10 protein-coding genes are annotated in these 12429 nt (G+C 44.6%); 4 read left to right on the top strand and 6 right to left on the bottom strand.

Annotation, left to right across the window (positions count from 1 at the left end; translation table 11 throughout):
* Window positions 1-24: 24 nt before the first annotated feature.
* Complete coding sequence (locus JMX18_RS01460; RefSeq protein WP_201583006.1) at window positions 25-1398, top strand: NAD-dependent succinate-semialdehyde dehydrogenase; 1374 nt, start codon at window positions 25-27, stop codon at window positions 1396-1398.
* 84 nt (window positions 1399-1482) lie between these two features.
* Here the strand turns inward: JMX18_RS01460 and JMX18_RS01455 are convergent, their stop codons facing one another.
* The 3 genes from JMX18_RS01455 to JMX18_RS01445 form a co-directional block, all read right to left on the bottom strand.
* The gene (locus JMX18_RS01455) at window positions 1483-2943 is read right to left on the bottom strand and encodes an APC family permease (RefSeq protein WP_201583004.1); all 1461 of its coding nucleotides are present in this window, start codon (window positions 2941-2943) and stop codon (window positions 1483-1485) included.
* Between the two features lie 271 nt (window positions 2944-3214).
* A complete protein-coding gene (gabT, locus tag JMX18_RS01450) occupies window positions 3215-4477 on the bottom strand; it encodes a 4-aminobutyrate--2-oxoglutarate transaminase (protein WP_201583001.1) in 1263 nt (420 codons plus the stop codon).
* A 138-nt stretch (window positions 4478-4615) separates the two neighbouring features.
* Window positions 4616-6103, bottom strand: coding sequence for an NAD-dependent succinate-semialdehyde dehydrogenase (locus JMX18_RS01445; RefSeq protein WP_201583000.1), 1488 nt, complete (start codon window positions 6101-6103; stop codon window positions 4616-4618).
* A 276-nt stretch (window positions 6104-6379) separates the two neighbouring features.
* Here JMX18_RS01445 and JMX18_RS01440 point away from each other — a divergent pair, with 276 nt between their 5' ends.
* A complete protein-coding gene (locus tag JMX18_RS01440; RefSeq protein ID WP_201582999.1) occupies window positions 6380-7141 on the top strand; it encodes an IclR family transcriptional regulator in 762 nt (253 codons plus the stop codon).
* 142 nt (window positions 7142-7283) lie between these two features.
* Here the strand turns inward: JMX18_RS01440 and JMX18_RS01435 are convergent, their stop codons facing one another.
* The 3 genes from JMX18_RS01435 to JMX18_RS01425 form a co-directional block, all read right to left on the bottom strand.
* Window positions 7284-8315, bottom strand: coding sequence for a histone deacetylase family protein (locus tag JMX18_RS01435; RefSeq protein ID WP_201582998.1), 1032 nt, complete (start codon window positions 8313-8315; stop codon window positions 7284-7286).
* Between the two features lie 51 nt (window positions 8316-8366).
* The gene (locus JMX18_RS01430; protein ID WP_201582997.1) at window positions 8367-9626 is read right to left on the bottom strand and encodes a CaiB/BaiF CoA transferase family protein; all 1260 of its coding nucleotides are present in this window, start codon (window positions 9624-9626) and stop codon (window positions 8367-8369) included.
* A 171-nt stretch (window positions 9627-9797) separates the two neighbouring features.
* Complete coding sequence (locus JMX18_RS01425) at window positions 9798-10982, bottom strand: acyl-CoA dehydrogenase (protein ID WP_201582996.1); 1185 nt, start codon at window positions 10980-10982, stop codon at window positions 9798-9800.
* A 187-nt stretch (window positions 10983-11169) separates the two neighbouring features.
* Here JMX18_RS01425 and JMX18_RS01420 point away from each other — a divergent pair, with 187 nt between their 5' ends.
* Complete coding sequence (locus JMX18_RS01420; protein WP_201582995.1) at window positions 11170-11997, top strand: IclR family transcriptional regulator; 828 nt, start codon at window positions 11170-11172, stop codon at window positions 11995-11997.
* A 187-nt stretch (window positions 11998-12184) separates the two neighbouring features.
* Window positions 12185-12325, top strand: a complete 141-nt coding sequence (locus tag JMX18_RS01415) for a hypothetical protein (RefSeq protein WP_201582989.1) — start codon at window positions 12185-12187, stop codon at window positions 12323-12325.
* The last annotated feature ends 104 nt before the right edge of the window (window positions 12326-12429 follow it).

The raw sequence follows: 12429 nt of genomic DNA, 5'->3' as shown, positions 1-12429 counted from the left end.
GGACTTTGAACCCAAGGAATAACTATGAGTGATTATCAAATAACCAACCCTGCTACTGGTGAAGTAGAAGCTACTTACCCTACTGCCAGTGAACAAGATATCCAACAAGCGCTTAAAAAAGCTGACGATGCCTATCAGGACTGGCGTCAGGTGGCGCTTAGCGAGCGTAGTGCCTTATTGCATAAGGTCGCTGATATTTATCTTGAACGTCAAGATGAGCTGGCCGCTATCATTGCTAAAGAGATGGGCAAACCAGTGGCTCAAGGTAAAGGCGAGATCGGCTTAGTGGCTGAGATTTTCCGTTATTATGCTGACAATGCTGAGCAGTTATTAGCGCCCAACAAAATCGACGTTGATAGCGGCTCAGCTTCAGTGAAGAAGCTGCCAGTGGGTGCATTGCTCGGTATTATGCCGTGGAACTATCCCCATTATCAAGTGGCTCGCTTCGTTGCACCCAACTTTATGGCTGGCAATACCGTCATTTTAAAGCATGCGCCGCAATGCCCAAAAACAGCAGAAGTCATTACTGAGATTTTTAAAGAAGCTGGTATCCCTGATGGCGTTTATAACAATGTATTCGCTACCAATGAACAAGCAGCAACCATTATCAAAGATGAGCGGGTGCAAGGGGTTTCACTGACAGGCTCCGAGCGTGCGGGGCAAGCAGTGGCTAAAGAAGCTGGTAATGCCCTTAAAAAAGTAGTGTTAGAGCTTGGCGGCTCAGATGCCTTTATTGTCGCCGCAGATGCAGATATTGAGCAGGCTATAAAAGGTGCAATCTCTGGCCGTTTTGGTAATACCGGACAAGCTTGCAATGCCGCTAAGCGTTTAATCGTGGTAGAGTCTGTTTATGATATGTTCGTTCAGGGCTTTACGGATGCGGTACGTTCCATGACCCTAGCTGACCCATTGGATGAAAAAACCGCTATCGGTCCGATGTCTTCAAAAAGTGCGGCGGTCAATTTGCAACAACAATTAGATAGTGCTGTACAAGCTGGTGCTACTGTCTTAGTAGAAGGCGGTATGATGAAAGATAAGCCTGGCGCTTGGTTTGCGCCTGCAGTGTTAACTGATGTTGATGATTCAATGGATGTTTATAGCCAGGAGCTATTTGGCCCTGTGGCTGTCGTCTATAAAGCTCGTGACATTCAACATGCTATCAAAATCGCTAACGATGTGCCTTTTGGTCTGGGCGCTTCTATTCAAACTCAAGATGCAGCACTGGCAGCAGAGATTGCCGAAAAGTTAGAAGTCGGCATGGTTACGATTAATGCGCCTTCGGGTAGCGAAGCCAACACCCCATTTGGCGGCGTCAAGCGTTCAGGGTTTGGGCGAGAGCTTGGTACTCTTGGTATCACTGAGTTTTTGAACTATAAGCTCATTCGTGATAAGTCTTAATCAGAAACTTTAGAGCAACATAAAAAAAGCCTAGCATCTTATTGACGCTAGGCTTTGTTACGATGGGCTCACTGACTCACTTTTCTATTCTGCTTCGTAGGGGTTATCCTTTACCCACTGCTGATTGATATTTTTAAGCCCCTCTAGCTCCTCGTCCATAACTTTCTTACTCATACCTGGGTTTTTCATGGATTCATAAGCAAAGAATGCGATGCCTAATGCGGTCCAGCCAAGGAATATTGCCCACTCAAGGCCACTAAGCGCTGCTGGCATACCCGGCAAATATAGAACAAATAAACCAAAACCAAGCACAATAGCAACCATTCCGACGATTTTGCCTTTAGGTATTCTAAAAGGACGGACCATCTCAGGTTCGCGGTAGCGCAGTACTAAGAATGAAATGGCTACCAAGGTATAAGCAATCACCACCCCAAAGCCACCAGCAGTCACAATCCACACCAGCATTTGGCGACCAAATAACGGCGCAAGCGTTGCTAGACCACCGATGAATAAGATAGCATTGATAGGTGTCTTATGCTTAGGATGCAGTTTACCTAAAAATGCCGGTAGCATATGAGTCTTGGACATCGCATAAAGTAAGCGGCTACCACCAATCAAGAAGGCATTCCAACTCGACATAATACCAAGTACTCCGCCGATAACCAGTAAAACCCCTGCCCATCTGCCTTGCCACGCACTTTCCATCGCATCAGCTGTTGCCAAAGTAGAGGTTTCCGCCAGTGCTACAGGCAGTGTCACCCCGACACTCCAGATGACGCCCACATACCAAATCACTGCCACAATCAAGGCAATAATCAAAAACTTACCAATGTTAGGGCGGGTCAAGTCTATCTCTTCAGCCGCTTGTGGAATAACGTCAAAGCCTACAAACATAAAGGGCACCATAACAATGACCCCCGTAATAGCAGCAGCGACACCAGAGAAACCATCACCAATAAAAGCTGGAGCCAAATCGGTATTGTTAGTATCCGGATTAAACAATACTGCCCCTATAAACAGTAAGGTTCCGACGAATAAAATTCCAGCGACTGCGGTTTTTTGGAACCAAGCACTGACCTCCATCCCGCGAGTATTCAGCCAAGTAACAAGGATGGAGCCCGCCATACCAACCGCTGCCCATGTCGCATAAACCTCGTAGCCTGCGACTGACCACAAATAGCCCTGATTATAATTGGGAATCAAATACTCAACCACCGTTGGTAGCGCTACGGCTTCAAAAGCTACTACCGACAAGTAACCGAACAACATACTCCATGAGCATATGAAGGAGACATTAACCCCGAGTGCACGATGGGTATAGGTATGCTCACCACCGGTCACTGGCATGGAGGCAATCAACTCAGCATAAGTGATACCAATCATTATTACTATAAGACCGCCAATAAAGAACGCCGTCATAGCGCCCCAAGTACCAGCCATTGCTACCCAACCGCCGGCTAATACTACCCAGCCCCAGCCAACCATAGCTCCGAATGCTAAGGCAATAATATCGACTACCCCTAGCGATTTTTTCATTACAGACATAACTTACTCCTTGTCTATGTGTCATCCATGTTAACTGTATCTTACAGCTAAGCGGGTTAAACCTATAACTCTATTCCTCTCTAATCACTACAAACAAAAACGGCGTCTTGATTGACAAGGCGCCGTTGCAAAGCTCATTAGTAAGGCGAATGCTTTGAGGTCAACCTTGGTGCTAAACTGACACTATATAAAAGTGCTTATCAGTATAATTAAAAATATTACAATATTTAATATATAGTGTCTGACATAAAATAGCTAAACTTAATTTAAATTAAGCACTCAAGATTCCTTTGATAATTTCCAGCCCTTCATCTAACACCTCATCTTCAACTGTAAGTGGTACCATGACGCGAATAGCATTGCCATGCATACCACAAGAGGCTAATAACAAGCCTTGCTCAAAAGCTTTTGCTTTTAGGTTAGCAGTCGCTTCCGTATCGGGTTTGCCATCACTATTAATTAATTCAAAAGCCAGCATCGCCCCTTTATGACGGATATGACCGATGCAGCTTAAGTTTAGATCACGTAAGAATGAAGCGATTTTGTCACCAATCTCCACACTACGCTCAAGTAGATTTTCTTCTTCAATGATTTCTATGACAGCAAGAGCTGCTGCTACTGCCACCGGATTACCTGAATAAGTACCACCCAGACCACCTACTTTCGGGGCATTCATAATATCCGCACGACCAACGACGGCAGATATAGGATAACCGCCGGCTAAGCTCTTAGCGCTAGTCATTAGATCAGGCTCAACCCCTAATTGCTCGGACGCAAATAAAGTACCCGTTCTAGCAAAGCCGCACTGTACTTCATCAAAAATTAGTACGATGCCGTGCTCATCACAGATTTCACGTAATGCCTTGGCAAATGAAGGTGTCACTTGATGGAAGCCACCCTCGCCTTGTACCGGCTCAATAATCATCGCCGCCACTTCGCTTGGATCAATATCGGCCTGAAAAATCATCTCAAGGCTATGCAGCGCCTGTTCTTCCGTAACATTTAATTCTTCGGCAGGAAATAGCGCATGAAAGACAGGACCTGGCATTGGACCAAAGTCTTTTTTGTAAGGGATAACTTTACCGGTGAGGCTCATGCACATTAAAGTACGACCATGCCAGCCGCCGACAAAAGAGATAACCCCAGGACGACCCGTTTTGGCACGGGCTATTTTGATACAGTTCTCGACTGCTTCAGCACCCGTGGTCAAAAAGAAAGCTCTTTTGTCACCACTAATAGGCGCCTTTTGGCAAAGTTTTTCGGCAAGCTCGACATAGATTTCATAGTTGATCATTTGTGCAGCAGTATGAGTGAACTTATCCACTTGCTCATGCACGCGCTGAATAATTTTAGGGTGGCTATGTCCCGTATTGAGTACCGAGATACCGCCAACAAAGTCGATATAACGATTGCCTTCAACATCCCAAACTTCTGAGTTTTTTGCTTTGTCAGCAAAGATTGGAAAGGCAACACCAAGTCCAGTTGGCAAAACAGCCTTACGGCGCTCGAGTAGTGATTGATTGGTAGTAGTCATAAGAATATCCTTTTCTTTAATAGCATTTTAAATAGTATCTTAAAAGATTGAGTTAACAGCTCTGGTAATACTAGTTTTGTAATACTAGAGCTGTCTATAATAACGTTATAGAGTTAAAAAATGAGATTTTAAGTAGTATCAACTGACGTCAGAACACCAGTACTTGGTAGACACGTATTCTTCAATGCCATACTTCGAACCTTCACGGCCAAAGCCTGACTGTTTAACCCCGCCAAACGGTGCAACTTCGGTAGAAATCAAACCGGTATTATGGCCTACTATGCCGTAATCAAGGCCTTCGGTGACTCGCCATGAGCGGGCGTAATCACCACTGTAGAAATAGGCCGCTAAACCATAAATAGTGTCATTAGCTCGGCGAATGACTTCTTCTTCATCTTTAAAGGTAAATATTGAGGCAATAGGACCAAATATCTCTTCGCGAGCGATATCCATATCCGTACTGAGATCGGTAATTACCGTTGGATTATAAGTGAGCTCTGATGCACTGTTAGTACTTCCGCCCGTAACTAGCGTTGCCCCTTTATCGAGAGCGTCTTTTAGTAGCGCTTGCACCTTTTCAAGCCCGCCTTCATTAATCAAAGGCCCAATATCGACGCCTTCGTCCATACCATTGCCGACTTTAAGCTCAGCAACTTTTTTGATAAAGACTTCTAAAAACTCATCTTTGATAGTTTCTTGAACATAGACCCGGTTGGCACAAACACAGGTTTGACCAGCGTTACGGTATTTGGAGGCAATCAAACCTTCAGCGGCTTTTTCAAGATCTGCATCATCAAAGACGATAAAGGGCGCGTTACCACCGAGCTCTAAAGACAGCTTTTTGATGGTAGGCGCACATTGGGCCATCAGAGTACGCCCTACTTCAGTAGAACCTGTGAACGATAGCTTTTTAATTCGTGCATCACCCGTCAGGATTTCACCAATAACAGAAGATTTACCGGTAACCACTTGAATGACCCCTGCTGGGATACCTGCTTGCTCCGCCAAAGCGCCTAATGCCAAGGCCGAAAAAGGGGTTTCGGTGGCTGGTTTGACAATGATGGTACAGCCAGCAGCTAGCGCAGGCCCTACTTTACGAGTAATCATCGCCGCTGGAAAGTTCCAAGGAGTGATGGCGGCACACACACCGACTGGCTGCTTTAAGATAACGTGGCGTAGCTGCGCTTGATTAGCAGGAATCACATCGCCATAGACACGTTTGCCTTCTTCAGCGAACCAGCGAATAAAGCTATTGGCATAACCAATCTCACCGCGTGATTCAGTCAAGGGCTTACCTTGCTCGGCAGTCATAAGGATAGCCAAATCTTCTTTATTAGCATCGATAAGGTCGGCCCATTTTTGCATGAGCTCGGCACGCTCTTTTGGCGTTTTTGCAGCCCATGATGTTTGTACTTCATGAGCGTAAGCAACGCTATCATTGACATCTTGCTGGGTTAAGCTAGGTACGCTGCCGAGTACTTCACCATTAAAGGGATTGGTCACCTCGATAGTAGCGGCATCACTAGCCTCATGCCAACCATCTTTTATGAGACACTGCTGCTTGAGCAGGTCTGGATTGGATAATTTTAGAGTAGATGAAGTGTTATGTGGCTTATCTTTTGACATTGTAACCGTCCTTGTTGTTATGTTTATTGCTTATCTTTAAAAAACTATACTTTAATAGAACCGATGCAGTGCTATTCATATTCATAAAACACAATTAATAATTGATAATTTTTCAACTGTTCAATATACTGAACATTAATTCTATATACTAAACATCATTATAAGAACGACTAGATAGCTTTTGCAACCTTTATTTGTCTTTTTATCATTTAATTTATTAAAGGTCAGTTAATGAGCCTTTAAACTAATTCTTACACCAGAATCTATAGGCTATATATGAGCACAACGGCAGTCCCTGCACTAGATAAAACCTTTCAAATCCTAGATTTAATCACTGCCGCCTCGCAACCCTTGACCGCAGCGCAAATTGCTAAACAATTAGCGCTCCCGCGAAGCTCAACCCATAATATTTTGCAGAGCTTACTATCCAAACACGTTATTTATAAAGATGCTGATAGTCGCTTTCATCTGGGCTCATATCTACTTTATTGGGCGGGCAAATATGAGCAGCAGCAAGGTATTATTCAATTGTTTAAAGACCTAATTACGCAGTATCCCGTGTTATTACAGCATACGGTTACCTTGTCAAAGCTCGATGTCGGCGAAGTGGTGTTTTTAGCTTGTCACGAAGCACCCGCCCCACTAGGTTTTACTTTCCGCGCTGGTGTACGTGTTCCTGCCGTATTTTCAGCGACCGGTAAAGCCATGTTATCGACACTCTCTATGGATAATATTGAATCAATATATGAGAGCGGTTTTCCTGAACCCTTGACCGCAAATGGGGTCGATAACTTTGACCGTCTACAAGACGAGCTCAACATGGTGCACCGCAGTCGTATCTCGTTGGATGATGGACAACTGCGTGATGGCATGTACTGTTTAGGCACTTATATTCGTAATGCCTCTGGCAACGCCATCGCTGGTATGGCGGTAAGCTTTTTGCAAGCAGAGTATGAATGTCGGCGTGAAGAAGTCAGTGCAGCTCTTATCCAGTTGGCTGAACAGATTGAACAACACTTAGGTTTTATTAGCACTTAGGTTTCATTAGTATTAAGCTCTGATAATTGGCTTTAACTATGAAAACCCATCATTAATTCAGCCACTATTCTTAGTGGAATCAGAAATCAGCCTACGAAAAAACCGCTACGCTGCTAGCAACGTAGCGGTTATTAGTTACGAGCTATTTTGGCATTAATCCTGATAGAAACGATTGCAAGTTTTCATTGAGCTTGGGTAGATAATAACCACCTTCAACCAGCACGATCACAGGTTTATTTAAAGCTATAAGCTTTTGCGCTAATGTTTTAAAACCTTCTGTACTGACCTTGCATTTGGCTTCTGGATCGTCTTTATAAACATCAAAGCCTAATACATGAATAACAACGTCCGCATCAAATAGTTTAACCGTTTCGATTGATTGATCAACGTAATTGAAGAACTCTACTTCGTCGGTACCATGAGGCATTGGGTAGTTAATATTATAACCTTCGCCCTCGCCTGCACCTTTTTCATGTTCGTGACCAGTGACTGCCGGATAAAAGTTAATAGGGCTGCCATGTACTGACGTATAGAGCACATCACGACGATTATAGAATATCTCTTGAATACCCTGGCCATGATGCATATCGGTATCGATAATGGCTATCTTTTGGTATTTTTGTCTTAAATATTCAGCGATAATGGCAGCGTTGTTAAGATAGCAAAACCCTCCGGCTGCACTTTTTCGGGCATGATGACCAGGAGGACGTGAAAAGCACAATTGCACATCGCTCTGAGTGCTCACATCGTCCAACAAAGCATCAGCAGCACTTAACGCTGTTTGTGCGGACCAATAGATTGACGTCCATGAATGCTCGCTGATTGGCGCACTATCATCTGCTTGATATTTTGCTGCTTTAGCCATAATACCAATTCCAGGATTGTCATACGGTACGAATATCCCTGTTTGCACCTGTGCGCCCAGATCCTCTTCTACCGCCATCCATTCATCATAACCATGCTTTAAAAAATCCACATAGCCAAAGTCATGTACGGCTAATATTGGCGTCATGCCTATGTCTTTGGCAGTGGTTACGGTTAGTCCCAAAGCTTCCGGCGCTTTTAGCAACTCAGTCATACGCTCCGGCACCTCCAGAGGATCATGCATCTTGCCATAAGAAAAGTAAGGGAGCGGTCTATGTAAACTTAGATTGGGGTGACTGTATATTTTCATGTGAGGCATTCCTTTGCTCATAACATTTTAGGGGGAAGATTGAAGTGGTTATTAAACAATACCATCCGCTTTAAGCTTGGCTATCATCCCGCTATCGTAGCCCAAAGCGGCCAAAGTCTCATCGGTATGCTCGCTAAGAGTTGGTGGCGGCGTCCGATAGCTAACCGGCGATTCAGACAGTTTAATGGGGTTGCCCAGCGCTTTGACCGGACTGCCCTGAGCGATAAAATCGACCACCATCTCACGTGCCTGAGCTTGCGGCATCGCTAAGGCCTCAGCAATATCATTGATAGGTCCACACGGGATACCCGCTTGACTCAACGCCTGTAACCAATGGGCACGCGGCTGCTGAGCAAACTTATCGGCAATTTGATCACACAACTGCTTACGGTTTGCCACTCGTGCAGGATTGCTGGTATATAGATCATCCTGATGCCAGTCAGCTTCTAGCACTTCACATAATCGGGCAAACTGTTGATCATTACCGCAAGCGAGAATAAAATGCTGCGAGCCTTTACCAGCGAACACTTGATAAGGCACGATATTAGGGTGCTGATTACCTAGTCTCGGCGGCACATCTCCGGATGCCAAATGATTCATACCGACGTTGGCCAACATCGATAGAGCACTATCTAGTAATGCCACATCAACGTGTTGCCCGCGTCCTGTATGCGCACGTGCTATTAAGGCGGCTTGAATACCGATAGTCAACTGCAAGCCTGCAAACAAATCCACCACGGCGACGCCAACTTTATGCGGTTCACCATCACTAGGCCCCGTGATACTCATCAGTCCTGATAGACCTTGAATAATATAATCATAGCCCGGCAGCTTAGCATCGGGGCCGGTCTGACCAAAACCTGTTAATGAGGCATAAATCAGACACGGATTGTCTTTCTTAAGTCTCTCATAATCCAAGCCGTATTTCTTAAGTCCACCCACTTTAAAATTCTCTACCACGATATCGCTAGCAGCGGCGAGCTTTTTGATGATCGTTTGACCCTCAGCTGTAGTGATGTCAACCGTGAGGGATTTTTTATTACGGTTAATGGTGGCGTAATAGGCGGAGGTGTCATCGCTGAACGCAGGCGGTGCCCAGTGACGGGTCTCATCGCCAATGCGAGGACGCTCAATTTTAATAACCTCAGCGCCAAGATCAGCTAGAATTTGAGTGGAAGAAGGACCTGCCAGCACTCTAGATAAATCTAGCACTTTGATACCTTGCAATGCCCCCTGAGCGTCGTTACTAACCTTGTTAGCAATGTCGCCGTTCTTATTAGCACTGCTATTATTAATATCTACTTTGTCCATGATATTCCTTATTTGCTTAATATTACTTTTGAACGAGCTTTATTATTTTTATCATTAACACGTTTTATTACTATCTTTCAAAAACTAAAAAACGTACGCTAATGTTCAGCGCTTCATTAAGAGCCAACAATAACGTACGTTGATTATGCAAATCTTGTATTCAACTTAAAATTAGAAAAAAGCCTGGATGCCAGTCTGGGCACGACCTAAAATAAGCGCATGGATATCATGGGTGCCTTCATAAGTGTTGACTGCTTCTAGATTCATCACGTGGCGGATGATATGAAACTCATCGGAGATACCATTACCGCCATGCATATCACGAGCAACACGAGCGATATCGAGTGCCTTGCCACAGTTATTACGCTTGATAAGTGAGATCATCTCAGGCGCTGCATTGTCTTCATCCATCAGACGACCGACACGCAGTGCTGCTTGTAAACCCAAAGCAATCTCGGTTTGCATATTGGCAAGCTTTAACTGCACAAGCTGCGTTGCCGCTAGCGGACGGCCAAACTGTTTACGATCAAGGGTATACTGACGCGCCGCTTTCCAGCAAAATTCAGCCGCACCCATTGAGCCCCAAGCGATACCATAACGGGCTTTATTCAAGCAGCCAAACGGACCTTTAAGACCACGGATATCAGGGAAAGCGTTGGCTTCTGGAACGAAAACTTTATCCATTACGATCTCACCGGTAACGGAAGCTCGCAGTGAAAACTTACCTTCAATCTTCGGTGCAGATAAACCTTTCATACCTTTATCTAAGATAAAGCCGCGAATCACATCTTCGTCGTCTTTCGCCCATACAACGAATACATCGGCGATTGGGCTGTTGGTAATCCACATCTTATTGCCGGTCAGCTCATAACCGCCATCGACACTACGTGCACGAGTGGACATTGAGGCTGGATCTGAACCTGAATCGGGCTCAGTCAGGCCGAAACAGCCTACATATTCACCAGTAGCCAGTTTGGGCAGATACTTCTCTTTTTGCTCTTCGGTACCGTAGGCATGAATAGGATGCATGACCAAGCTTGACTGCACACTCATCGCTGAGCGGTAACCTGAATCCACCGCTTCAATCTCTTTAGCGATCAAACCATAAGCCACGCTCGACAAGCCAGCACAGCCATAACCGTCAATGGTAACTCCAAGTAAACCCATTTCGCCCATTTGACGCATAATATTGCGATCAAAATTCTCATTACGGTTGGCTTCTAAAATACCAGGCATCAGCTCTTTTTGAAAAAACTGACGAGCGCTATCAGTGACCATACGCTCTTCATCTGTCAGCTGGTCACGTAATAAAAAAGGGTCTTCCCAATCAAAACTCGGGACGCTGTAATTTGCCATGTTGTACTCCTTGGTGTCAGTCTCCCTGACCGACGCATGATGATTGATAGCCATTAATTGGCTGCTGCAGTCATTAATTTATCATTGACTTATAAGTTCCGCTATGCAAAACTTAGTTTCATTAATAAAACTATTTAAACAGAATTTTGTTGCTCTGTAAACCTTTAACTGGATATTTACCTATTAAATGACAAATCATCTACCTACTACCTCGCCTTTACTAGAGCGCCTCACGGATACTCTAAATCAGAGCAAGGTTGACGAAGATCGGCAATTTGTGACTGCGCTTGGACGTGGACTGGCTTTGCTGAGCGCCTTTGAGCATCATGAACAGTTAAGCCATCAGCAATTGTGTCAGATGAGTGGATTACCAAAGGCAACCGTTACTCGCCTGATTTACACCTTAACCTCGCTGGGGTTTTTACGTACTACTGCGCAAGGTCAATATCAGCTAGGCAGTAGCGCCGTTCGTTTAAGTGCAACTGCATGGAGTCGGCACGATTTGGTCGCCTTTGCTGAACCTTTATTACGCCAGTTCGCCACAGAAAACGAAGTTTCGGTCAATCTAGCAACCGAGATTGAAGGAGAAATGCGCTATCTGGCTTGCTTTCGTAGCCCTGCCCGTCTATCGGTAAACCTACAAGTAGGCTCGGCGGTTCCGGTTGCCGCTACGGCTATTGGACGTGCTTTTTATGCGGTAAGCTCGCCTACTAGGCAGGCAGTCATTGACACTCATTTACAAGAACGTTTGGTAGAAACAGACTATCAACGAGCGCAAACCGCTTTAATAGAAGCAAAGCAGCATTATCAAACCTACAGTTATACGCTATCTGATGGAGAGTATTCACCCGATATTCTGGCAGTCGCTGTAGGCGTATTTGATGTGACTACCGGTCATTATGGCTATTCATTAAATGCCAGCGTTCCCCAGGCTAATTGGACTAGTGAAGACTATGCGGCGATGATTGTACCCAAGTTACAAGCATTGGCTGAGCGGATTGGGCGTGGAGATTAAAGCGGTTTATAGTATGAGCACTATATTCATCACACTTTGTAATCCTAGAAAGTAGCAAACAGGTGTTATGATAATAAAGCTTATAATTTTTAGACTTACATTTTATTAATGAATAACACCTACATAGAGTTAATTCCATTAATTCTAATGAAGCCGAATAATCACCTGTTAAAGGAGTAAGTAATCAATGAAAAAACAAATGTGGTTTGGTTTAATAGCAGGGGTACTTTTATTAGGGGGCTGTGCCGAACCGCCGCCAGAGGAAGCTGCTCCAGTAGAAGGCCCAGCGGATGCTGAAGTTGAGCCCGTAGAGCCGCTAGCTGAATAATTAAATATAGGCTGGGTTTTTAATCCAGCCTTTTGCTAAGTTAAAAATGAGTCATAAAAATAAAGAAATTCACAAGCTAATCTCTTTCTATCTCCTCCCTACTT

This window comes from Psychrobacter jeotgali, from assembly GCF_904846315.1.
Taxonomy (GTDB): Bacteria; Pseudomonadota; Gammaproteobacteria; order Pseudomonadales; family Moraxellaceae; genus Psychrobacter; species Psychrobacter jeotgali.
The sequence above is the reverse complement of the archived record's forward strand: the minus strand, read 5'-3'. Positions and strand labels throughout refer to the sequence as shown.